We start from the raw sequence: 22,036 nt of genomic DNA on the forward strand, positions 1-22,036 counted from the left end.
CCCGCGGTAGCACCGGTCTCAGGGGGTCTGCGGGCCGGTCCAGTCGGCCGCCACATGGCCGATCCGGACCCGCTGCGGGTGGTCGCCGACCGCGACGGACGCGACCTTCTTGCCCGTCGCGAAGTCGATCGCGGTGACCTGGTCGGCGCCGCTCTCGGAGACAATGCAGGACTTGCCGTCGCCGCTCACCGTCGCCCAGTACGGCTTGGAGGTCGGCACCAGCGGCCCCTCCTGGAAGGTGGCGCGGTCGACGACGGTCGCGTAGTCGTCCATCGTCCCGGCGACGCACAGCTTGTTGCCGTCCGGGCTCATGGACAGCCCGTGGTGGCGGGAGTCGTTGACCCAGGTGGTGCGGTCCTCGCTGGTCGCGGGGTTCTTCGGGAGGGTCTTGGCGCGGGTGATCTTGTCGGTGGCCACGTCGTACTCCAGGAATCCGTTGAAGAAGGACACCTGGAAGTAGAGCTTCGACTCGTCGGGGGTGAAGGCCACCGGCCGGACCGCGTCCGACAGGTCCTTGCGCCCGAAGGCGTCCAGCCGGTCCCGCATGTCGATGACCTTGACCTGCTTGTAGGTGGCCGTGTCGACCACGGTGATGTGGCGGTCGCCCTTCGTCCAGTCCATCGACGGGTCGTCCAGCGCGGTGTTGACCTCGCCGATCGACATGTTCCACAGATACTTCCCGCCGTCGGTGAAGACGTTCTCATGGGGCTTGTCGCCGGCGGAGAACTGGCCGAGCTGTTTGCCCGTCTCGATGTCGAGAATATGCACGGTGTTCGAGGTCGAAGCGGACACCGCGACGCGTTTGCCGTCGGGCGACACCGCCATGTGGTCCGCACGGAACCCCGACACCGGGAAACGCCACCTCACCTTGCCCGTGGCGAGGTCGATGGACACCACATCGGCGAAGCTCGGACGGGAGACGACGATGGCCGATCCGTCCGGGGTCGAGTACATGTCGTCGACGAACTGATCGTGCCCCTCCCCCGGTCCCTGCCGGATGCCGAGGAAGAACGCGAGCTTGATGGGGTTGAGATAGATCTCGGTGAGCCGCTGGTCCTTGTCCGGTATGACGTTGATCCGGCCGATCTTGGCAAGGTCTCCGGTGGACTTGATGACATCGGCCGTGCCGTCCCAGTTGTTGCCCACGAACATCACCTCCCGCAGCCCGGCGGCGCCGGTGCGCGCATCGCCCGATGCGGTGGCCGGCGGGGCGGCGGTCGCCGCGGCGGAGCCGGTCACGGCCAGCACCACGGCGGCGGCGAGGGAGAGCAGGGTGCGGGTGGATCCGCGGTGCCGAGTGCCGCTCGCGGAGAACACTCGCCGGGCACGCCCGGCTGCGCAGACAGGCATGATGCATCCTTCCAGACGGCGGGGAACGCCCCTTTTAAGCACGGTCATGAACATGGCGGTGTGCTGCCTACTGGAAAGTAATGAAGCCGCCCCCAACCCACAAGGCCGGGGACGGCAAAAATGACACGGACTCAACTTCGCCCTCGGGCCGCCCTCATCCGGCCCCCCGAGGGCGAGTTGTAGGTGACCTACGTGACGGGAAACCCGGAACCGTCCGGTGTCCGCCGCGCGAGGTCAGCCGCGCGGGGTCAGCCGTCCGTCGGCCGGACGGTGTTCATGATCTTCTCGATCTCGGCCGACGTCAGCGCGTTCGGCACGCCCTGGTCCGCGTAGACGACCCAGCCGTGCATGGTGCCGTCGGGGAGCTTCTGCGCGATGCTGTGCACGATGGCCTTCGGCGGAACACAGGTGCTCGGCCGGTTGACCACCGTGACCTTGGCGGTCGCGGTGTAGCCCTCGATGCCGTTCCGCTTCCACGGCTTGGCCTGACTGACCTCGATCTTGGGCTTGTTGTCCTTGCCACCGTAGGCAACAAAGCCCCAGTTGCCCGCCCAGTTCCGGGCGTTCTCCTGCAGGGAGCCGTCCGTGCCCCCGCCGGTGGTGCCGACCGTGGCGAGCTGACCCTTGCCCGCCTCGCCGAACGCCTTGGGGTTGGGGCTCGACGCACAGCCGCCCTCGCGGTAGTTGGCGGCGCCGGTCATCACGACGATCGGCTTGCCGGTCTCATCGTTGTAGGAGAGGGAAACGTCGGGGTTGAAGACCCTCCACTTGTCGGCCTTGGCCGGCACGTCGTAGCGGAAGTGGTGTTCTTCCCTGGTCTGCGTCTGCCACCCCGCGACCAGCGGCTTGTCGGCCGCCGGGCCCGACGGGGCGGAGGAGGACCCGGACGACCCGGAAGACCCGGAAGACTCGGACGACCCGGACGACGGCGACTTCGGCTGGGTGGCGCGGGCGCCCTCGTCCTTGGTCCCGTCCGTGGCCCCGCCGTCGTCGTTGCATCCGCTCAGCACCAGAGCCATTCCGATGCCGACGGCCGCGATGAGGGTCTTCTTGCTCCGGCGGGACGCCACCGTGAGGGGCTGCCGACGCTGGAGGGTGTACAGGGAATTCTGGTGCCAAAACATGGCCCGCACCCTATCGGACCTGGTCTTCTGCCCCTCCGGAGGGAGGGTGGCCGGTGCCCTCGTGGAACACCACTTGACGCTCGTTCAGTTGGATCATTACATTCGGTGTGCCGAAGTCTCTCCGGAGCGAGGCGCCGAGAGCGACGCACCCAGCCGGTAACGGATGTCCCCCATCACCAGTCCGGCATTGGTCGCCAGGACCGTGGTCCGAGGCGGGGTCAGCGTCCAACACATGGGAAAGCACATGTCTCTACGCAGCTCCCTCTCGCCCCGCCAGCCGCTGACAGGTGCGGTGCTGGTGGTCCTGATCGGCATCGCCGCCCTCTTCACCGTGATCGGAATCGCCCACGCGGGACCGGAGGACACTCCACGGACGAAGAAGACGACCAAGGCCCCGCGGGCCACCGCCTCCCCCGATGCCAAGCGCGCCGCCCCGGCCGACGGTGTCACGCTCCCGCCGACCGACGGCGCCAACTTCGACTACCAGATCAACGAGCCGTACACCCCGCCCTCCGGTGTGGAAATCGTCAGCAGGGACCGCGAGGCCGCGCCCGCGCCGGGCCTGTACAACATCTGTTACGTCAACGCCTTCCAGGCGCAGCCGGACGCCGAGGCCGACTGGGACCACGATCTGCTGCTCAGGGACGCGAACGGCGATGTGGTGACGGACGAGGACTGGGGTGAGGCGCTGTTCGACATCCGCACCAAGGACAAGCGGGAGCGGATCGCGGATACGGTCGGGGGCTGGATCGACGGCTGCGCCAAGGCCGGCTACCAGGCCGTGGAGCCGGACAACTACGACAGCTACACCCGCTCCCAGGACCTGCTCACCGAAGACGACGCGATGGCGTTCATCAAGCTGCTGGCCGACCGCGCACACGCCGCGCACCTGGCGATCGGCCAGAAGAACACCCTGGAGCTCGCCTCGCACCGCGAGGAGCTGGGTCTGGACTTCGCCATCGCCGAGGAGTGCGGACAGCAGGATCCCCCGGAGTGCGGCGACTACACCAAGGCCTTCTCGAAGGTCATCATGATCGAGTACAAGGCCTCCGCGCTCAAGACCACCTGTGCCGACTGGCAGCAGCCTGGGGTCGCCATCGTCCGCCGCGACCTGGACGTGTCCGGGCCGGGCAGCGACGACTACACACGTGAGACCTGCGCCGCCGCATAAGCCCGTACAAGCCCGTATCACCGGCCACGACAGCCGGGCGCCGCGGCGGCAACGGGTGTAAGCAGGAGATATGCGCGATCGGCACGCTCCTGCCCATCCGGCCGGTTCACGGCGGTGGAGCCGGTGGCTGCTCGCCATTCCACTCGGGATCATCGTGGCGATCACCGCGATCGACCTCCAGACACCCGAGTCCATCCATCTGGGCCCGTTCCTGATCGCCGCGCCCGCGATCACCGCCTCGTTCGCGGGCCCCATGGCCACCGGCGTGATCGGAGCACTCGCCGTCGCGGCCCAGGTGGCCCTCGCCGATCTGCACGGCGGTCTGACGACCGCGAACCACCAGGCGCAGGTCGGCACCCTTCTGCTGATCTCGGCCCTGGTGACGGCCTTCCGGTTCGCGGCCGACCGGCACCAGCGCAAACTCACCCAGGTCCGTTCGGTGGCCGTGGCAGCCCAGGAGGTCCTGCTGCGGCCGCTGCCCGACCGGATGGGAACGCTGCGGATCGCCTCCGCATATCTCGCGGCCGAGAAGGAGGCACAGATCGGCGGGGATCTCTACGCGGCCGTGGTCACCAAGGACGCGGCCCGCCTGATCATCGGCGACGTACGCGGCAAGGGCCTGTCCGCCGTCGGGGACGCGGCGGCGCTGATCGGTGCCTTCCGCGGGTCCGCCTACCGGAACCTCCCGCTGACCGCCCTCGCGGCGCACCTGGGCAATGCGATGCGCTGGAACTGGGACCACAGCGGCAGGTCCGGCCCTGACCCCCACGAGTCGTTCGTGACCGCTCTGGCGCTGGACGTCTATGACGACCGCCCCCTCGCCACGATGGTGAGCTGCGGACACCCACCTCCACTGCTGCTGCGGGGCGGGAAGGTCCGCACGCTGGAGGTCGGCGAGCCCGCGCTGCCGCTGGGGCTGGCCGTGACGTCCGCGCACGACTACGAGACCGAAACCTTCGACTTCGAAGACGGCGATCTGCTGCTGCTCCACACCGACGGCCTGATCGAGGCGCGGAACGCCGCCGGTGACTTCTACCCGCTCGTCGACCGCGTCGCGGCCTGGCCGGGCGGCGACCCGCGGTCGCTGACGCGCTATCTCCAGGACGACATGCTCCGGCACACCGGCGGGCATGTGGACGACGACGCCGCCATCGTCGTGATCGCCCGCTGCCCCGACACCGGACGGGTAACCGACCGCGCACACCAGGGGCCAGGCACTTCGGGGGGAGGGTGATCACCGGTGTGGCCCACCTCCTAGAGTGTGCGCCATGTCGGACGACTCGCCCCTGATCCAGAGCCTGCGCGCGGCCGTCGCGGCGGCGCCCGGCGACGTACCGCTGCGGCTGCACCTCGCCGAACTCCTGCTCACCGCGGGCCGGCACGACTCGGCCGTCGCGGAGGTCGCCGTCGCCCTGCAGCACGCGCCCGGCGACCCGCAGGCGCGGGAGTTGATGGCCCGCGCCATGGGGGCGCCCCCGCAGCCCCGGCAGAGCGCGCCGCCCGCCGCGCAGGCACCGGCCACCGAGGCGCCCGTCGCGCGGCCGCCGGCCGCCGCGCCCCGCGGCGGCTTCGACTGGCGGGCCGCCGAGGACCAGGTCGGCGACGCGGTGCCGCCCCGGTTCGTCGAGACGCCGCTCGCCGTGGACGGCAGCGGAGACCCCGGGGACGCCTCCGCCTGGGAGGTGGCCGCGCCCGGCACGGTGCGGCTGGCGGACGTCGGCGGTATGCGGGAGGTCAAGGAGCGCCTGGAGGCGGCCTTCCTCGCCCCGATGCGCAACCCCGAACTGCGCAAGCTGTACGGCAAGAGCCTGCGCGGCGGACTGCTGCTGTACGGGCCGCCCGGCTGCGGCAAGACCTTCATCGCGCGCGCCGTGGCGGGAGAGCTCGGCGCCGGGTTTCTGTCGGTGTCGATCAACGATGTGCTCGACATGTGGATCGGCAACTCCGAGCGCAATATGCACGAGGTGTTCGCCACCGCCCGCCGCCAGGCCCCCTGTGTGGTCTTCCTCGACGAGCTGGACGCCCTCGGCGGCAAGCGCAGCCGCACCCAGAACAGCGGTATGCGCAACACGGTGAACCAGCTGCTGACCGAGCTGGACGGTATCGACGCCCCCGCGAACGACGGTGTGTTCGTACTCGCGGCCACCAACCTCCCGTGGGACGTGGACATCGCGCTGCGCCGCCCGGGCCGCCTGGACCGCACCCTTCTCGTCCTGCCTCCCGACGCCCCCGCCCGCGAGGCGATCCTCCGCTACCACCTGCGCGACCGCCCCATCGAAAGCGTCGACCTGGGCAGGCTCGCCAAGGCCACCGACGGCCTCTCGGGCGCCGATCTGGCCCATGTGTGCGAGGCCGCGGCCGAGACGGCGCTGCTCGACTCGGCACGCACCGGCACCGTGCGCATGATCGGTATGAAGGACCTGCTCAACGCGGCGAAGTCGGCCGTCCCCTCCACCGAACCGTGGTTCGCGGCCGCCCGCAACGTGGCCATGTTCGCCAACGAGGGCGGGATGTACGACGACCTGCTCGCGTATCTGAAAAAGAGGCGGAAGCTGTGACCCCGCACCCGGCCGTCGAGCAGGCCGACGCGCTCATCGACCTCAAGCGGTACGACCAGGCCCAGGCCCTGCTCGGCCGCCGCCTGGCCGAGGACCCGGACGACATCCGCGCCTGGGTGAGGCTCGGCCGCTGCCGGCTGGCGGCGGGCCAGGTGGAACAGGCGCTCACCTCGCTCGGCGAGGCCCTTCAGCGGGCCCCCGAGGACATCGGCGCGCTGTACATGTACGCCCAGGCGCTGCGCCGCGCGGACCACCTGGAGCAGCCGGAGCGCTGGCGCAAGGCGGAGGACGCGCTGCGCCAGGCGCTGCGCGTCGATCCGCAGAACAGCTTCGCGCACGCGCTGCTCGCCGAGTTCCTGATGTACTACCCGACCCGCCGCGCCGAGGCCCTGGGCCTGGCCAGGGAGGCGGTGCGGCTGGACCCGGAGAGCGTGGAGGCGTACCAGGCGCTGTGGCGGACGGCCGGCGCCGCGGGCGAGACCGAGACCTACAAGTGGGCGCTGCGCCAGGTGCTCCGCCTGGAGCCCACCGACAACCAGGCCCTGTATCTGGTGAGCATGCAGGAGGCGCACAAGCCGGGCACCACGGCCGCACAGGCCGCGGAGGTGTACGCCGACGCCCTCGCCGCCGCCCCGGACAACAACGGGCTGCGCCACGACCTCGACCGGGCCACCTATCGGCTGCTGCGCGGTATCCGGTGGCTGGCGCTGATCTGCGTGGCGGCCGCGGGCGTCATGGTCGATCTGTTCCCGCAGGACGGCGAGGCGGCGCGGGAGCTGCCGGTGCCGCTCGGCAACCGGCTGTGGGTGCTGGTGGTGATGGCGGCGATCTGGGGCTTCGGCGCCTGGCGCCGCTACCGCAGGCTGCGCACCGGCGTCCAGCTGAATGTGTGGTCCCTGGTGCGCCGCGGCAGCTGGGCCCGCGTCGTACTCGCGCAGGCGGCCTGGGCGATGCTCTGCGCCCTGCTGATCTCGCAGCTGCCCTGGACGGAGCGCACCGTGCCGCGGATCCTCTTCTGGGCGGGGCTGGTGCCCACACTGGCCACCATCTGGTTCGACCGGAGGAAGAAACCATGAGCGACCATGCCGGCGACTACGACATCGCCGCCGTCCGCCGGGAGTTCCCCGCCCTGAAGGCCGGCTCCGCCCACTTCGACGGCCCCGGCGGCACCCAGACACCGCTGCCCGTCATCGAGGCCGTCTCCGACGCCCTGGCCAATCCGCTGTCCAACCGCGGCACCCGCACGCCCGGCGAGCGCAACGCCGAAGCCACCGTGTCCGGCGCCCGCCGGGCGCTCGCCGATCTGCTGGGCGCCGACCCGTCGGGCGTGGTCTTCGGCCGCAGCGCCACCCAGCTCGCGTACGACGTCTCCCGCGCCCTCGCCAAGACCTGGCGGCCAGGCGACGAGATCGTCGTGACCCGGCTGGACCACGACTCCAACATCCGCCCCTGGGTGCAGGCCGCGGCGGCGGCCGGAGCCACGGTCCGCTGGGCCGACTTCGACCCCGGCACCGCCGAACTGGCCCCCGAGGCCGTCGGCGCCGTGCTCGGCGACCGCACCCGTCTCGTCGCGGTGACCGCCGCCTCCAACCTGCTGGGCACCCGCCCCGACATCGCTGAGATCGCCCGGCTGACGCATGAGGCCGGGGCCCTGCTGTACGTCGACGGTGTCCACTACACCGCCCACTCCCCCGTCGACATCGAAGCGCTGGGCGCGGACTTCTTCGCCTGCTCCCCGTACAAGTTCCTCGGCCCCCACCACGGCGTGCTCGCCGCCCGCCCCGAGCTGCTGGAAACCCTGCGCCCGGACAAGCTGCTGCCCTCCACGGACGCCGTCCCCGAGCGTTTCGAGCTCGGCACCCTGCCGTACGAGCTGCTGGCCGGCACCCGGGCCGCCGTCGACTTCCTGGCCGGGCTCGGCCCGCGGCAGGACGGACCGCGCCGGGAACGGCTGGTCTCCGCGCTCACCACGCTCGAGGCGTACGAGGACTCGCTGCGGACGCGGATCGAGGCGGGGCTGGCCGGATTGGACCGGGTCACCGTCCACTCCCGTGCGGCCGACCGCACCCCCACCCTGCTGCTCACCATCGAGGGCCGCGACACCGTGGACGCCTACCACTATCTGGCGGCCCGCGGGGTCGACGCGCCGTCCGGCTCCTTCTACGCCCTGGAGGCGTCCCGACGGCTGGGGCTCGGCGACACCGGCGGGCTGCGTGTGGGCCTCGCCCCGTACAACGACACCGGGGACGTGGACCGGCTGCTGGAGGGGCTGTCGGACTTCCTGCGAGAACAAGACTGACGCGGAGGATCGGCGCGGGTCAGTCCGGCCCGGTCTTCATGATCTTCCAGACGCGGGTGGCCACCTGAAGGTTCAGCCGGGTCTCCGCGTTGGTGAGGTCGGAGCCGCTGATCTCGCGGATCCGCTGGAGCCGGTAGCGCAGTGTGGAGCGGTGGACCACGAGCGCCGCCGCGGTCCGGCTGTAGTTGCCGCCGCAGTCGAAGTACCGGGACAGGGTCGCCACCAGGGCCGTCCGGTGTGCGGAGTCGTAGTCGAGCAGCGGCCCCAGCCACTCCCGGACGAACCCCTCGATCTCCTGGTAGTCGTTGCCGGCCCGCAGGATCCGGTAGAGCCCCAAGTCCTCGAAGAAGGCCGTCCCGTACGCCGTGGGAGAGCGCCGCCGCACCTCCAGCGCCCGCAGCGCCTCCCGGTAGGAGCGCGGGATCTCTCCCGGGGAATCGCAGCGACCGCCCACGCCGATCGCGCCGGACCCCGTCCCGGCCTCCCGGCTGAGCGCGGCGTACAGCTCCCGGACGGGCGGTCTGCCGTCGGTCACCAGGACCACCGTGCCGGACCGGCGGGCGGGCAGCGACCGCATGCCCAGCGCCGCCGCCGACCTGTCGACGGCCTGGACGAAGGAGTCGTCGGCCGCCCGCTCCGCCCACCGCACGACGACCACATAGTGCGGACCGTGCAGATCGTGGCCGAGCGCCTGGGCCCTGGCGTAGGCGCTGGTGTCGTCCGAGCCGGTGAGCAGGTCCTCCACCAGATCGCGCCGCAGCCTCAGCTCCACCTCCGCCAGCGTGCGCTGATGCGCCAGCTCCAGGGCGAGCGACACGGCCGCGTGCCGGAGGGCGAGCAGAGCACGGGCGTCCACCCGCGCCTCGGGGTCGGCCAGGAACAGCGCGCCCAGCACCTCGCCCCGCGGGGCGGCGACCGCGAGCAGGCGGTCCCTGACCCGTACCGGATGCCCGCCTCGGACGGTGTCCCGCAGCATCTCCTCGTGGCGGGCCGGGTCGGGCGTGGGGTACGGGTCCGGGCGCCCGGGGCCGGCCCAGGCCCGCGGATGGCCGAACCGGTCCTCGATCCCCGCGGCAAACCCGGTGATCTTGTGCAGTGCCTCGGCGATGCCCGCCTCCCCGTCCCCGTGCACGGCGGCCCGGTGGAGGGTGTCGAGGATCCCCCGCTCGTGCTCGAGCTCGGCGCGTACGGACTCCAGCCGCTCCCGGACGGCCTGCTGCTCCGCGCGGGCCCGGCGCAGCTCCGCCGCCCGCTCCCGCTCCCGCCGGTGCGCGGCCGCGCCGGACAGGGCCGCCGCGGTCTGCCGGGCGAGCGCGGTGAGCCAGAACCGGTCGTCCTCGCTGGGCGGGGTCCCGGCGCTGACCACGAGCTGACCGCGCAGACCGCCCGGTTCCCGCAGCGGGTACGCCCAGCCCCAGGCCCGCCCGGACAGCCGCACGGGCCCGTCCCGCCCGGCCAGTTCCCGGACCCGCTCGTCGAGGGCGGCGGCCGCGTGGGCGTCGGCCCCATCGGCCGCGTGGTGGCGCGTCAGCGCACCGCCGACCATGAGGTACCCGGCCTCGGCCCGCGCCGGCCCCACCGCGCCGACCAGGGCCATCGCCCGGTGCAGGATCTCGGTCTCGTCCCGGCTGTCGAACAGGGCGGTGGAGCGCAGCAGCAGGCCGCGTGCCTCGGGGGTCAGGGAACGGTCCTGGGCCCGACGCCGTTCACGGGAGAAGGCTGTTGAGGTCATTCCGTCGCTCCGTCCGCGTTCGGAGAACGAATCCGGGTTCGGGACACGCGTCCGGGTCTGCGGGTACCCGCCCGGCGGGGCGGCCACCGGCCCGGCCACGCGCCTGTTCTGTGCTCGCAGGTCCACCCTAGGCGCGGTTTTTGGCCCCCGCAGGCGCAGGCGTGCCGGGGCCCCGTTTTGCCAGGCTGGGCGCGTTGGGGCCGGAAGGCGGGTGACGACGGGTTCATTCCGCGGCTGCGCGCTGCCGCCGCTTCCTCCAAGGAGTTCCTCATGGCCAAGGCAGTCGGAATCGATCTGGGCACCACCAACTCGGTGATCGCGGCGTGGGAGGGCGGCGAGGCGACGGTCGTGCCCAGTTCGGAGGGTGGCCGCACGACCCCGTCCGTGGTGGCCTTCACCGACACCGGTGAGCGCCTGGTGGGCCAGCTGGCCCGGCGCCAGGCGATCCTCAACCCCAAGGGCACCATCTACTCGGCCAAGCGCTTCGTCGGCCGGCACTACGACGAGGTGCCCGACGAGGCCAAGGCGGTGGCCTACGACGTCGTCCCGGACGAGCAGTCCCTCGCGCGCTTCAAAGTGCGCGACAAGCTGTACTCGCCGGAGGAGATCAGCGCCCTGGTGCTGCGCAAGCTCGCCGACGACGCCGCGAAGCAACTGGGCGAGCGGGTGACCGAGGCGGTCATCACGGTGCCCGCGTACTTCAACGACGCCCAGCGCAGCGCCACCAAGGACGCGGGCGAGATCGCGGGGCTCGAGGTGCTGCGGATCATCAACGAGCCGACCGCGGCGGCCCTGGCGTACGGCCTTGACAAGAAGGGACACGAGACGGTGCTCGTCTTCGACCTCGGCGGCGGCACCTTCGACGTGTCCGTCCTCGACGTCGGGGACGGTGTGGTGGAGGTGCGCTCCACCGCGGGCGACAGCCATCTGGGCGGCGACGACTTCGACCGCCGGCTCGTCGATCACCTCGCCGATAAGTTCCAGCAGGACAACGGCATCGATCTGCGCCGGGATCCGCAGGCGCTGCAGCGGCTCTTCGAGGCCGCGGAGAAGGCGAAGACCGAGCTGAGCTCGGTGACCCGGACCCAGGTCAACCTGCCGTTCATCACCGCGGACGCCTCGGGCCCCAAGCATCTGACCGAGTCGGTCATGCGGTCCACCTTCGAGCAGATCACCGCCGATCTGGTGGAGCGCTGTCTCGGTCCGGTCCAGCAGGCCATGGCCGACGCCAAGGTCGGCGAGAACGACATCGACGAGGTGATCCTGGTCGGCGGCTCGACCCGGATCCCCGCGGTGCAGGCCCTGGTGCGGCGGCTGACCGGCGGCAAGGAACCCAATATGAGCGTGAACCCGGACGAGGTGGTGGCGCTGGGCGCCGCGATCCAGGCCGGAGTGCTCAAGGGCGAGGTCAAGGACGTCCTGCTGCTGGATGTCACACCGCTGTCGCTCGGTGTCGAGACCCGCGGCGGGGTCATGACGAAGATCATCGAGCGCAACACCACCATCCCGGTGCGCCGCACGGAGACCTTCTCCACGGCCGAGGACAACCAGCAGGCCGTGGACATCGTGATCCTCCAGGGCGAACGGGAGCGGGCCGCGGACAACAGGAGTCTTGGCCGGTTCCAGCTGACCGGCATCCGCCCGGCGCCACGCGGCGAACCGCAGATCGAGGTCGTCTTCGACATCGACGCCAACGGCATCCTCAACGTCACCGCCCGGGACCGGGACACCGGCAAGGAGCAGTCCGTCACGATCAGCGAGACCGGCAACCTCGACCGCGGCGATGTGGAGCGCATGGTCCAGGAGGCCGAGCGCAACCGCGGTGAGGACCAGGCGCTGCGGGAGGCCGTGGACGCCCGCAACGAGCTGGACGCCATCGCCTATCAGGTCGAGAAGCGCCTCACCGAACTGGGCGACGCGGCGCCCTCCCATGAGAAGGCGCGCGCCGAGATGCTGGTCGGCGACGCCCGTGAGGCGGTCCGGGGCGAGGCGGGCGTGGACCGGGCCAGGCAGCTGATCTCCGAGCTCCAGCAGGTCCACGCGGGCCTGGCCGCGCATGGGACGGCCGGAGCCGGGGGCGCCCAGCAGACCGGCCCCGACGAGGGTGGCGGAGGCGACGAGGACGTCGTCGACGCCGAGTTCGACAAAGGCTAGGCGGCAGCCATGTCCCACCGTCCGCAGGAGCCCGAACCGGTGCCCGAGGGCGCCGTGCCGGAGCCCGAACAGGATCTGCCCGCCCCGGGCAGGGCCGAGCCGCGTGGCCAGGTCGGGGAAGGGCCCGGCCCGGACGCGGCAGGCGGTCCCGCCCCGCCCGAGGACGAGTACGCCGCGGCCCTGGCCGAGTTGGAGGACCGCTGGCGCCGCGCCCTGGCCGATCTGGACAATCTGCGCAAGCGCCACGCCAGGGAGCTGGAGCGGGAACGGGCCGCCGAGCGGGCCCGTACGGCCACGGCGCTGCTGCCCGTCATCGACAACCTCGAACTCGCCCTCTCCCACGCCGAGGCCGACCCCGCCACCATCGTGGAAGGCGTCAAGGCCGTACGCGACCAGGCCGTGGACGCCCTCGCCCGGCTCGGCTACGCACGCCAGGACGAGACGGGGGTGCCGTTCGACCCGGCCCGCCACGAGGTGGTCGGCGTGGTCGACGACCCCGAAGCGGAACCGGGGACGGTGGTCCAGGTGCTGCGCCCCGGCTACGGGGACACCGACAACCAACTCAGGCCGGTGGCCGTCGCCGTGGCCAAACGGGAGTGACCGGCCGTGGCACGGGACTACTACGAGGTGCTGGGGGTCTCCCGGGGCGCGAGCTCCGACGAGATCCAGCAGGCGTACCGCAAACTGGCCCGCAAGCACCACCCGGACGTCAACAAGGACCCCGCGGCCGAGGAGCGGTTCAAGGAGCTCAACGACGCCTACAGCGTGCTCTCCGACCCCGGGACCCGGGCCCGCTACGACCGGTTCGGCGACGACTTCCGCAAGATCCCCGAGGACTGGGAGGAGCGCGTGGGTGCCGGCGCCGGAGAGGGCTTCGGCGGGGGCTTCGGCGGGGGCGGCTTCCGGGGCTGGACGACCTCGGGGGACGGCGGCCGGGTACGGGTCGTCCGGGGCTTCGGCGAGGACGCGCAGGGAGCGGGCGTCGACTTCGAGGACCTGTTCGGCTCGTTCTTCGGCGGCGGCGCCGGGCCCGCGGCCGGACGCGGCAATGTGCCCGGGGCCGACCAGGAGGCCGAACTGCCGCTCACCGTCGAGGACGCCTACCGCGGCGGCCGCCGCTCCATGACCCTGGCCGGGCCCTCGGGGCAGCGCACCTTCCAGGTCGACGTCCCGCCGGGCGTCGTCGACGGTCAGCGCATCCGGCTGGCCGGACAGGGCGGCCGCGGCAGCGGTGACGCCCCGGCCGGGGACCTCTATCTGCGGGCGCGGATCCAGCCCCATCCGCGGTTCCGGCTGGAGGGCCGGAACATCCATGTCACCCTCCCGCTGACCCCCTGGGAGGCCGCGCTCGGCGCGACCGTCCCCGTGCCCACCCCGGGCGGCACCGCAAAGGTCACGGTCCCCGCCGGGTCCTCCAGCGGCCGCCGGCTGCGGCTGCGCGGCGAGGGCATGCCGAACCCCAGCGGCCCCGAGGGCCATCTGTACGCCGAGATCCGCGTCATGGTGCCGGCGCGCCTCACCGACCGGGAGCGCGAGCTGTTCGAAGAGCTCGCCGCCACCTCCTCCTTCGACCCCAGGAGCGCGCGATGAGCACCCACTCACCGAAGTCCCCCATGACCAGGCCCTCGCCCGCGGCCTCCGTCCAGTACGCCCTGGTGCCCGCGCGCACGCTCACGCTGGAGACCGTGGCCGACCGCACCGGTCTCCACCCCGAACTGGTCCGGCGCTTTGTCGCCCTCGGCCTGGTCGACGCGCGGCGCGACGCCGCGGGGCGGCTGGTGTTCCCCCTGACCGCCCCGGCGACGCTGGCCCGTGTGGAGCGGCTGCGCACCGGACTGTGTCTGAACTACGCGTCCATCGGCCTGGTGCTGGATCTGCTCGACCGTATCGGCCGGCTCGAGGCCGCACTGCGCCGCAGCGGCGCGAGGAGTGATCAACCCCCATGGACATGAACCGCCTCACCCAGAAGTCCCAGGAAGCCCTCCAGGACGCCCAGACCAAGGCCCTGCGGCTCGGTCAGACCGAGGTCGACGGCGAACATCTGCTGCTCGCCCTCCTCGACCAGCCCGAGGGCCTGGTGCCCCGGCTGATCGACCAGGTGGGCGCCGACCCCACGGCGCTGCGCACGATGCTGGAGGCCGAGGTGGCCCGCAAGCCGAAGGTCACCGGCCCCGGCGCCGGCCCGGGGCAGGTCTTCGTCACCCAGCGCCTGGCCAAGCTGCTGGACACCGCCGAGCAGGAGGCCAAGCGGCTCAAGGACGAGTACGTCTCCGTCGAACACCTCGTGCTGGCCCTCACCGACGAGGGATCCGCCACCGCGGCCGGGCGGGTGCTCAAGGAACACGGCGTCACCAAGGAGGCGTTCCTCAGCGCCCTCACCCAGGTCCGCGGCAGCCAGCGGGTCACCTCCGCCAACCCCGAGGTGGCGTACGAGGCGCTGGAGAAGTACGGCCGCGATCTGGTCCTCGAGGCCCGCTCGGGCAAGCTGGACCCGGTCATCGGCCGGGACGCCGAGATCCGCCGGGTCACCCAGATCCTCAGCCGCAAGTCGAAGAACAACCCGGTGCTCATCGGCGACCCGGGCGTCGGCAAGACCGCCATCGTCGAGGGCCTGGCCCAGCGCATCGTGCGCGGCGATGTCCCCGAGGGGCTGCGCGACAAGACCGTCTTCGCCCTCGACATGGGGTCCCTGGTCGCCGGGGCGAAGTACCGCGGTGAGTTCGAGGAGCGCCTGAAGGCCGTGCTCAGCGAGGTCAAGGCCGCCTCGGGCAGGATCCTGCTGTTCGTCGACGAACTGCACACCGTGGTGGGGGCCGGAGCGGCCGAAGGTGCCATGGACGCGGGAAACATGCTCAAGCCCATGCTGGCCCGCGGCGAGCTCCATATGATCGGCGCCACCACGCTCCAGGAGTACCGCAAACACATCGAGAAGGACGCCGCGCTGGAGCGCCGCTTCCAGCAGGTGCTGGTGGACGAGCCGTCCGTCGAGGACACCATCTCGATCCTGCGCGGGCTGCGGGAGCGCCTGGAGGTCTTCCACGGCGTCAAGATCCAGGACACCGCCCTGGTCTCCGCCGCGACCTTGAGCCACCGCTACATCAGCGACCGGTTCCTGCCGGACAAGGCCATCGACCTCGTCGACGAAGCATGCGCCCGGCTGCGTACGGAGATCGACTCCATGCCCGCCGAACTGGACGAGATCACCCGCCGGGTCACCCGCCTGGAGATCGAGGACGCCGCGCTCGCCAAGGAGACCGACCCGGCCAGCGAGCAGCGGCTGGCGGAGCTGCGCCGGGAACTGGCCGATCTGCGTGCCGAGGCCAATGCCAAGCGCGCCCAGTGGGAGGCCGAGCGGCAGTCCATCCGCCGGGTGCAGGAACTGCGCAAGGAGCTGGAGGAGGTGCGCCGCGAGGCGGAGGAGGCCGAACGCGTCTACGACCTCAACCGGGCCGCCGAACTGCGCTACGGAAGACTCCAGGAGCTGGAGCGCCGGCTGGCCGCCGAGGAGGAGCAGCTGGCCGCCAAGCAGGGCGCCCACCGGCTGCTGCGCGAGGTCGTCACCGAGGACGAGATCGCCGACATCGTCTCCGCCTGGACCGGAATCCCGATCTCCCGCCTCCAGGAGGGCGAGCGGGAGAAGCTGCTGCGCCTGGACGAGATCCTGCGAGAGCGGGTCATCGGCCAGGACGAGGCGGTCAAGGTGGTCGCCGACGCCATCATCCGGGCCCGCTCGGGGATCCGGGACCCGCGCCGCCCGATCGGGTCGTTCATCTTCCTCGGCCCCACCGGCGTCGGCAAGACCGAGCTGGCCAAGACGCTGGCCGCGGCCCTGTTCGACACCGAGGACAACATGGTCCGCCTCGATATGAGCGAGTACCAGGAACGGCACACCGTCAGCCGGCTGCTCGGCGCGCCGCCCGGATACGTCGGCTACGAGGAGGGCGGCCAGCTCACCGAGGCGGTGCGCCGCAAGCCGTACTCGGTGGTGCTGTTCGACGAGATCGAGAAGGCGCACCCCGATGTCTTCAACACCCTGCTGCAGGTCCTCGACGACGGGCGGATCACCGACGCCCAGGGCCGGGTGGTCGACTTCCGCAACACCATCCTGATCATGACGTCCAACATCGGGTCGGTGCACCTCCTCGACGGCGTCACCTCCGAGGGCGAGCTCAAACCGGACGCCCAGGGCCTGGTGATGAGCGAGCTGCGCGCACACTTCCGCCCCGAGTTCCTCAACCGGGTCGACGACATCGTGCTGTTCAAGCCGCTCGGCGAGCCCCAGATCGAGCGGATCGTGGACCTGCAGTTCGGGGAGTTGCGGCAGCGCCTGGCCGAGCGCCGGATCGCCGTCGAGCTCACCCAGGCCGCCCGGGAGGTCATCGCCCACGAGGGCTACGATCCCGTCTACGGGGCACGGCCGCTGCGCCGCTTCATCTCGCACGAGGTCGAAACCTTGATCGGACGGGCCCTGCTGCGCGGCGACGTCCAGGAGGGCGCCACGGTGCGCGTCGACGCCCAGCACGGCGAACTGGTCGTCACCTACGAGCAGGAACCACAGGAAGGGTGAACGCCATGGCCCTCGAGCCGGACCCACATCTGTCCATGGTCCGCGATGTCACCCCGCAGACCCCCGAGGGCTGCGAGGAGTGCCTGCGCCTGGGATCCGCCTGGGTACATCTGCGGCTCTGCCTGACCTGCGGACACGTCGGCTGCTGCGACTCCTCACCGCTCAGGCACGCCCGCGCCCACGCTCACGAAGAGGGACACCCCATCATGGAGCCGATGGAGCCGGGTGAGGACTGGCGGTGGTGCTTCGTGCACGAGGCGCTGGTCTGACGGCGTCGGCGCTCACTTCACCGGCTGCACCGCCCGGTGACCATCACTGCGCATGCGCCGTCAGGAGATGTAGCCCTCCCGCAGGGCGTAGGCCACGGCGTGGGCGCGGTTGCGCAGGCCCAGACGGGTCGTCAGGCCCTGGATGACGTTCTTCACGGTCCGTTCGGAGTAGGCGAGTTTGACGGCGATCTCGCCGGTGCCCATCCCTTCCGCGACCAGCCGCAGGATGTCGGTCTCACGCGGCGTCAGGCCGAGCGGCACCCCGGGGCGGCCGACCGCTCCGGGCCGTAGCGCGCCGACCTGGCTGACGAGTTGGCCGATCAGATCGGTGGGGAGGTCGCCGTCGCCGCGGGAGGCCGCGAGGACCGCCTGGAACAGCCGGTCACCCGTGGCCTCGCGCCGCCAGACGATGGCCCCGACGCCGCATTCGATCACATCGAGCAGTTCGGCCCGGCGGATCAGGCCGACGACCAGGACCACGCGCAGCCCCGCGTCGTGCACGAGTCTGCGCAGACCGGTGAGCGTGGTCTCGTCGACGGAGTCCGTGAGCAGCACTGCCACGTCTCCCACCTGGGCGTCCGACTCGTCGACGAGGGCGAGTTCGGGGTGCCGACGCAGCTGGCCGATCGCCCCCTCTTGGGAGATCGGGTCCTGCGCGTGGATAACGACGGAAATCCTGCGCCTGGATTCCCTCGTCGCCGACTGTGGGTTCGGCGGCTCTAAAGAGGCGCGCAATGTTCTCCCTCTGTCCACCGCGAAACGGATTATGGAGCTCCGGATGTGATCATACGGTAGCCGACGTTGGCGACCGTGCGTTCGAAATCCTCCTTTATCGTTCCGATGTCACCGGCAACCCATACAGCGAAAACGCTAAGGAAAATCCTCGAAAAACCATGGCGCGCACAGGAACGCGCAGGCAGGCTCGGGCGGGGCGATGGGCGTCGGTCGGTCGGCGAGGACCCCGGTGGCCGCTCCCGCTCATGGAACTCGCCGCCGCCGGGCCGCGCACCCCCACGGGCGCTCCCTTGCCCCAAAGGCCCAGGCAGACTGCCCCGACGCACCTGGACCGGCCCAAAGTGGGCTCTATAGCGTCACGTTCGGAGTATCTGGGCTTGTCGCCTGCGCCCCGTGGTGGCAACACCAAGAGGGCTTTCCGGTCCCTGCCGGACAACTCATCCCGCACGGCAACCCCTTCCCACGGACCCTGCCGCGCAGTGCCGTGGGAGAACCCCCACGCGTGCTGACAGGGAAGGAACTCGGTGCACGATCACTCCACGCGGTACAGCCTGCTGGGCCCGGTCGAGGTGGTACGGGACGGCACAGCGCTGGCCCTGGGGCCACGGCAGCGCCGAGTGCTGCTGATCCGCCTGCTCATCGAGGACGGCCGGCCCGTCTCCCTGGCACAGCTCTGCCAGGACCTGTGGCAGGGGTCCCAGCCGACCGGGGCCGTCTCCTCCGTACGCGCGCACATCAGCAGACTGCGCTCGGCGCTGGAACCTGTGCCGCGCGACCGCTCCACCCTCCTGGTCAACGGCCCGGCCGGGTACGCCCTGAAGGTACCCGACGAGGCCCGTGACACCACACGCTTCGAGATATCCGTGGCCCGGGCCCGGCAGTCCATGCGCCGCGGCCAACTGGACGTCGCCCGCAAGGAGATAGACGACGCGCTCGGCCTGTGGCGCGGCGAGGCCCTGGGCGAGACCGCCGAACACGCCTTCGCGGCGCGCGAGACGGCCCGGCTGAACGCCGCCCGGCAGGACGCCACCGAACTGCAGGCCACGATCCTCATCAAACAGGGCGACCTGGAGCAGGCGATCGGCGTGGCCGAGAACCTCACCGCCGGCGCCCCGCTCCGCGAGGCCTCATGGGCGCTGCTGATGTGCGCGCTGTACGGGGCGGGACGGTCCGTCGAAGCGCTGCGACAGTACGAGCGGTTCCGCACGTTCCTGGCCCAGGAACTCGGCCTCGACCCCAGCCCCGGGCTGTCCAATCTGCACACCGCCATCCTGCGGCACGACACCCAGGTCCTCGGCGAGCCCCGACTGGACGGCCCAGCGGTCACCCTGTCCCCCGCCGCCCTGTCCCCCGCCCAAGCCACCCCCGCCGCGGCGCCCTTGGTGGGTCGGGCCGAGGAGACCGCACAACTCGCCGCCCTGCTGCGGGCCGCGGCCGCGGGGCGCACCCAGTGGGCCGTCGTCTCGGGAGAGCCGGGGTCCGGCAAGACACGGCTGCTGGAGGAGATGACCGCGGGGGCCGAGCACGCCGGGTTCACCGTGGCGCGGGCCAGCGGCGGCCAGGCGCTCAGCGACAGCCTCGGCATCTCTCTGGCGTGCCCCGCCACCCAGCTCCTGGACGCGCTGCGCCGGGAGCGGCCCGGCGCCGGCCCCGACACCCGGCCCGAGAACACCACCGGGGCCCGCCCCGGCGAGGACCGGCTCGCCGCGCTCGTACGGGAACTCGTCCAAGGGCCCGCCCTGTGCGTCATCGACGACCTCGACTGGGCGCCACCGGACTTCCACGACCTGCTGCGCCGGCTCACCGCCGTACTGCGGGACGCTCCCGTCGCCGTGGTGTGCGCCTTGCGGAACACCGACGGCCCCGCGGCCAGCGGGCTGCTCGCCGAGCTGGCCCGCCACGGCGCCACCCGACTGCACTTGGAGCCGCTGTCCGTCGCGGACGTGACCGAGCTGCTGGCCGCCCGCGGCGAGCGTGCGTCCGCTGAGGAGGCCGCGGCGCTGCACCGGCGCGCCGAGGGCAACCCCTTCACGCTCGGGGAGTTGCTGAGGCTGCCGCCGGAGCGGCGTACGGGTCCTACGGCGCGGGTGCCGGCCGCGGTACGCAGCGTCGTCCAGGCGCGCCTCGCCGAGCTGGCCGCGCCGGCCAGGACGATGCTCTGCTACGCCGCCGCCGACGGCGCGCACCTGGACATCGGGCTGCTCGCCAATGTCCAGGGCATGTCGCAGGACCGGCTGCTGCCCCTGGTCGACGCAGCCGTCACCGCCCGTGTCCTGGCCTGGGACACGGATCCCGACGACTGCGACACGGGCCGCTACCGCTTCCCCGAACTGGCACGGGAGGTCGTGCTGAGCGCGCTCACCCCGTCCTCCAGACAGCGGCTGCACGCCTCGCTCGCCCGCGAGCTGGCCGGCCGGGACGACGCCGACCCGGCGCGGCTCGCCCGGCAGCTGCGCGCGGCGGGCCCGATGGCGCCGGTGGCGGACCCCGACCCGGTCCGCCATCCGACGCCGGAGCAGGGCCGTTGAGCCCGGCCGCGCCGACTTTCTGATCCCCCGTCAACACTTCCACCGCCACGGGACCCGTGTCCGTGGCCCCGAGGAGAAGTCCATGTCCGATCAGCAGCGGGCCGGCGACGCCGACACGTCGAGCGGCAAGCCGGCCGAGGCGTTCTTCGCATCGCTCGAACCGGAGCCGATCTCGCCACGCGGTACCTCATCGGCTTCCGGTGACAAGGCCGCCACGTCGGCCGCGTCCGCCAGCGGTGAAACCTCCGCAGCCGGTGAAGCGTCCGCAGCCAGTGAACCGTCCACCACCGGCGAGCAGGCCCTCGGCAAGAAGGCCGCGGGCAAAGCGACCGCGGACACGAAGGCCGCAGGCGAAGAGAGCGCCGATGCCGACGCGGCGAGCATCGAAGAACAGCTCACCGGCAAGAAGTCGGCCGCCCGCCCCACTCCCTCCCCCGCGCCCGCCGCCCCGGCGAGCACGGAAGAGAGCGGCAAGTCCGGGTCGTCGAGCGCCGAGAAGTCGGCGACCCGCGCGCAGCCGGAGGCAGGCAACCGCAGCCGGAGGGGGCTCTTCGGCAGCGGCGCGGTCGCCGCCGGATCCGGTGACGGCCGGTCCGGCGGGGCCGCGGCGGCCACCGCCATCGCCACCGTCGCCGGCCCCGGCGGCGACTCCCCCGACGCGGACGCCGACCTCTCCGGCCGTCCCAAGAAGCCTCTCCTCGCGGGTGCCGCCATGGCGGGTGCCATCCTCGTCGCCGTACCGCTGCTCATCATGGCCACCGGCAAGGACGACGACGACAGCAAGAAGGTGGCCACCTCCAACTCCGCCGACACCGTGCTGGACGACGACGGAGGGCGCGCGGGTGAGTTCGTGGCCGAATCGCCCTCGCCCAAGAAGAGCAAGGCCGAGAAGAAGGAGAAGGACAAGGAGTCGAAGTCCCCCACCCCGGCGAAGGAGAAGGCCGCGGTCACATCGCCGCCCAGCCCCTCGGTCACGGCCAAGGAGCAGGAGAACAAGCGCACCTCCACACGGAAGAAGACCCCCAGCAATCTGCCGTCCGTCATGACCCGGGTGCTGATCAAGAACAACGCCAACGGCACCTGCGTCGATGTCCCCGGCTTCACCAGCGGCAACCCCGACGGCCCGATCCACCAGTCGGCCTGCAACAGCAACCCGGACGACAACCAGCTGTGGAACGTGGAGAAGAGGTACGACAGCAAGGGTCCGGGCGGAGTCCCCCTGTTCCAGATCCGCAACGTCATGGACGGCATGTGCCTCGACCTGCCCGGCTACGGGGCCGCGGGGAACGCCACCAAGGTGACGGAGTTCCCGTGCAACGGCACGACGGCCGACAACCAGCTGTGGTGGCTGGACAAGCAGGCCGACGGCCGGTTCTGGATCCGCAACTTCGCCAGCAACAACACCTGCCTGGACTCGTACGGAACGGATGACCAGACGCGCGACCTGATCATCTGGCCGTGCGCACCGGAGAACCTCAACAACCACGAGTGGTACTTCACCCGCTCCTGAGTTCCTGTCCCGGCTCGTCTGCCCATGGCCCCGGCGGTT

The 22,036-nt window shown here is 71.7% G+C and carries 17 protein-coding genes; 13 read left to right on the plus strand and 4 right to left on the minus strand.

Going from position 1 to position 22,036, the window contains the following annotated elements; genetic code table 11:
* Positions 1 to 18: 18 nt before the first annotated feature.
* A complete protein-coding gene (locus ACFV2X_RS23600; RefSeq protein ID WP_385619589.1) occupies positions 19 to 1,350 on the minus strand; it encodes a YncE family protein in 1,332 nt (443 codons plus the stop codon).
* A gap of 248 nt (positions 1,351 to 1,598) precedes the next feature.
* Complete coding sequence (locus ACFV2X_RS23605; protein WP_385619591.1) at positions 1,599 to 2,474, minus strand: hypothetical protein; 876 nt, start codon at positions 2,472 to 2,474, stop codon at positions 1,599 to 1,601.
* 244 nt (positions 2,475 to 2,718) lie between these two features.
* Between ACFV2X_RS23605 and ACFV2X_RS23610 the strand changes: the two genes are divergently transcribed.
* From ACFV2X_RS23610 to ACFV2X_RS23630, 5 genes are all read left to right on the plus strand, one after another.
* Positions 2,719 to 3,645 carry an endo alpha-1,4 polygalactosaminidase gene (locus ACFV2X_RS23610; protein ID WP_385619594.1) on the plus strand — a complete coding sequence of 309 codons (927 nt, stop codon included), beginning with the start codon at positions 2,719 to 2,721 and terminating at the stop codon, positions 3,643 to 3,645.
* 70 nt (positions 3,646 to 3,715) lie between these two features.
* The gene (locus ACFV2X_RS23615; RefSeq protein ID WP_385619598.1) at positions 3,716 to 4,879 is read left to right on the plus strand and encodes a PP2C family protein-serine/threonine phosphatase; all 1,164 of its coding nucleotides are present in this window, start codon (positions 3,716 to 3,718) and stop codon (positions 4,877 to 4,879) included.
* A gap of 34 nt (positions 4,880 to 4,913) precedes the next feature.
* A complete protein-coding gene (locus ACFV2X_RS23620) occupies positions 4,914 to 6,203 on the plus strand; it encodes an ATP-binding protein (protein ID WP_385619600.1) in 1,290 nt (429 codons plus the stop codon).
* Positions 6,200 to 7,279, plus strand: coding sequence for a tetratricopeptide repeat protein (locus tag ACFV2X_RS23625; RefSeq protein WP_385619602.1), 1,080 nt, complete (start codon positions 6,200 to 6,202; stop codon positions 7,277 to 7,279). The genes ACFV2X_RS23620 and ACFV2X_RS23625 overlap by 4 nt, the downstream gene beginning before the upstream one ends.
* Entirely contained in the window at positions 7,276 to 8,502 is a 1,227-nt protein-coding gene (locus ACFV2X_RS23630; protein ID WP_385619605.1) for a cysteine desulfurase-like protein, read from the plus strand. Before ACFV2X_RS23625 ends, ACFV2X_RS23630 begins: the two co-directional genes overlap by 4 nt.
* Positions 8,503 to 8,521: 19 nt before the next feature.
* Here the strand turns inward: ACFV2X_RS23630 and ACFV2X_RS23635 are convergent, their stop codons facing one another.
* Positions 8,522 to 10,234: a PucR family transcriptional regulator gene (locus ACFV2X_RS23635; protein ID WP_385619607.1), complete on the minus strand. Its 1,713-nt coding sequence runs from the start codon at positions 10,232 to 10,234 to the stop codon at positions 8,522 to 8,524.
* Positions 10,235 to 10,504: 270 nt separating this feature from the next.
* Here ACFV2X_RS23635 and dnaK point away from each other — a divergent pair, with 270 nt between their 5' ends.
* From dnaK to ACFV2X_RS23665, 6 genes are read left to right on the plus strand one after another with little or no spacing between them, the layout of a single operon-like run.
* Positions 10,505 to 12,388 carry a molecular chaperone DnaK gene (gene dnaK, locus ACFV2X_RS23640; RefSeq protein ID WP_385619610.1) on the plus strand — a complete coding sequence of 628 codons (1,884 nt, stop codon included), beginning with the start codon at positions 10,505 to 10,507 and terminating at the stop codon, positions 12,386 to 12,388.
* Positions 12,389 to 12,397: 9 nt separating this feature from the next.
* On the plus strand, positions 12,398 to 12,988 hold the full coding sequence (locus ACFV2X_RS23645) for a nucleotide exchange factor GrpE (RefSeq protein WP_385619612.1): 591 nt from the start codon (positions 12,398 to 12,400) through the stop codon (positions 12,986 to 12,988).
* A 6-nt stretch (positions 12,989 to 12,994) separates the two neighbouring features.
* Positions 12,995 to 13,978 (plus strand): DnaJ C-terminal domain-containing protein, encoded by a 984-nt coding sequence (locus ACFV2X_RS23650; protein ID WP_385619614.1) that lies wholly within the window; start codon positions 12,995 to 12,997, stop codon positions 13,976 to 13,978.
* Positions 13,975 to 14,340 carry a chaperone modulator CbpM gene (locus ACFV2X_RS23655; protein ID WP_385619617.1) on the plus strand — a complete coding sequence of 122 codons (366 nt, stop codon included), beginning with the start codon at positions 13,975 to 13,977 and terminating at the stop codon, positions 14,338 to 14,340. The genes ACFV2X_RS23650 and ACFV2X_RS23655 overlap by 4 nt, the downstream gene beginning before the upstream one ends.
* A complete protein-coding gene (clpB, locus tag ACFV2X_RS23660) occupies positions 14,331 to 16,955 on the plus strand; it encodes an ATP-dependent chaperone ClpB (RefSeq protein ID WP_385619619.1) in 2,625 nt (874 codons plus the stop codon). The genes ACFV2X_RS23655 and clpB overlap by 10 nt, the downstream gene beginning before the upstream one ends.
* A 5-nt stretch (positions 16,956 to 16,960) precedes the next feature.
* Positions 16,961 to 17,224, plus strand: coding sequence for a UBP-type zinc finger domain-containing protein (locus tag ACFV2X_RS23665; protein WP_385619621.1), 264 nt, complete (start codon positions 16,961 to 16,963; stop codon positions 17,222 to 17,224).
* A 60-nt stretch (positions 17,225 to 17,284) separates the two neighbouring features.
* Here ACFV2X_RS23665 and ACFV2X_RS23670 read toward each other — a convergent pair whose 3' ends face one another.
* Positions 17,285 to 17,899 (minus strand): response regulator transcription factor, encoded by a 615-nt coding sequence (locus ACFV2X_RS23670; RefSeq protein WP_385619737.1) that lies wholly within the window; start codon positions 17,897 to 17,899, stop codon positions 17,285 to 17,287.
* Between the two features lie 584 nt (positions 17,900 to 18,483).
* On the opposite strand from ACFV2X_RS23670, the gene ACFV2X_RS23675 reads away from it, so the two are divergent.
* Positions 18,484 to 20,487: a BTAD domain-containing putative transcriptional regulator gene (locus tag ACFV2X_RS23675; RefSeq protein ID WP_385619623.1), complete on the plus strand. Its 2,004-nt coding sequence runs from the start codon at positions 18,484 to 18,486 to the stop codon at positions 20,485 to 20,487.
* An 82-nt stretch (positions 20,488 to 20,569) separates the two neighbouring features.
* Entirely contained in the window at positions 20,570 to 21,997 is a 1,428-nt protein-coding gene (locus tag ACFV2X_RS23680) for an RICIN domain-containing protein (protein WP_385619625.1), read from the plus strand.
* Positions 21,998 to 22,036: the final 39 nt, after the last annotated feature.

It is taken from the genome of Streptomyces sp. NPDC059679 (assembly GCF_042734105.1).
Lineage (GTDB): Bacteria > Actinomycetota > Actinomycetes > Streptomycetales > Streptomycetaceae > Streptomyces.

What these genes read in the sequence shown, in the direction of transcription:
- ACFV2X_RS23630 (WP_385619605.1), top strand. Translation starts at nt 7,276, where the DNA reads ATGAGCGACCATGCCGGCGACTACGACATCGCCGCCGTCCGCCGGGAG.
- ACFV2X_RS23645 (WP_385619612.1), top strand. Translation starts at nt 12,398, where the DNA reads ATGTCCCACCGTCCGCAGGAGCCCGAACCGGTGCCCGAGGGCGCCGTG.
- dnaK (WP_385619610.1), top strand. Translation starts at nt 10,505, where the DNA reads ATGGCCAAGGCAGTCGGAATCGATCTGGGCACCACCAACTCGGTGATC.
- ACFV2X_RS23620 (WP_385619600.1), top strand. Translation starts at nt 4,914, where the DNA reads ATGTCGGACGACTCGCCCCTGATCCAGAGCCTGCGCGCGGCCGTCGCG.
- ACFV2X_RS23610 (WP_385619594.1), top strand. Translation starts at nt 2,719, where the DNA reads ATGTCTCTACGCAGCTCCCTCTCGCCCCGCCAGCCGCTGACAGGTGCG.
- ACFV2X_RS23665 (WP_385619621.1), top strand. Translation starts at nt 16,961, where the DNA reads ATGGCCCTCGAGCCGGACCCACATCTGTCCATGGTCCGCGATGTCACC.
- ACFV2X_RS23615 (WP_385619598.1), top strand. Translation starts at nt 3,716, where the DNA reads ATGCGCGATCGGCACGCTCCTGCCCATCCGGCCGGTTCACGGCGGTGG.
- ACFV2X_RS23605 (WP_385619591.1), bottom strand. Translation starts at nt 2,474, where the DNA reads ATGTTTTGGCACCAGAATTCCCTGTACACCCTCCAGCGTCGGCAGCCC.
- clpB (WP_385619619.1), top strand. Translation starts at nt 14,331, where the DNA reads ATGGACATGAACCGCCTCACCCAGAAGTCCCAGGAAGCCCTCCAGGAC.
- ACFV2X_RS23655 (WP_385619617.1), top strand. Translation starts at nt 13,975, where the DNA reads ATGAGCACCCACTCACCGAAGTCCCCCATGACCAGGCCCTCGCCCGCG.
- ACFV2X_RS23600 (WP_385619589.1), bottom strand. Translation starts at nt 1,350, where the DNA reads ATGCCTGTCTGCGCAGCCGGGCGTGCCCGGCGAGTGTTCTCCGCGAGC.
- ACFV2X_RS23680 (WP_385619625.1), top strand. Translation starts at nt 20,570, where the DNA reads ATGTCCGATCAGCAGCGGGCCGGCGACGCCGACACGTCGAGCGGCAAG.
- ACFV2X_RS23635 (WP_385619607.1), bottom strand. Translation starts at nt 10,234, where the DNA reads ATGACCTCAACAGCCTTCTCCCGTGAACGGCGTCGGGCCCAGGACCGT.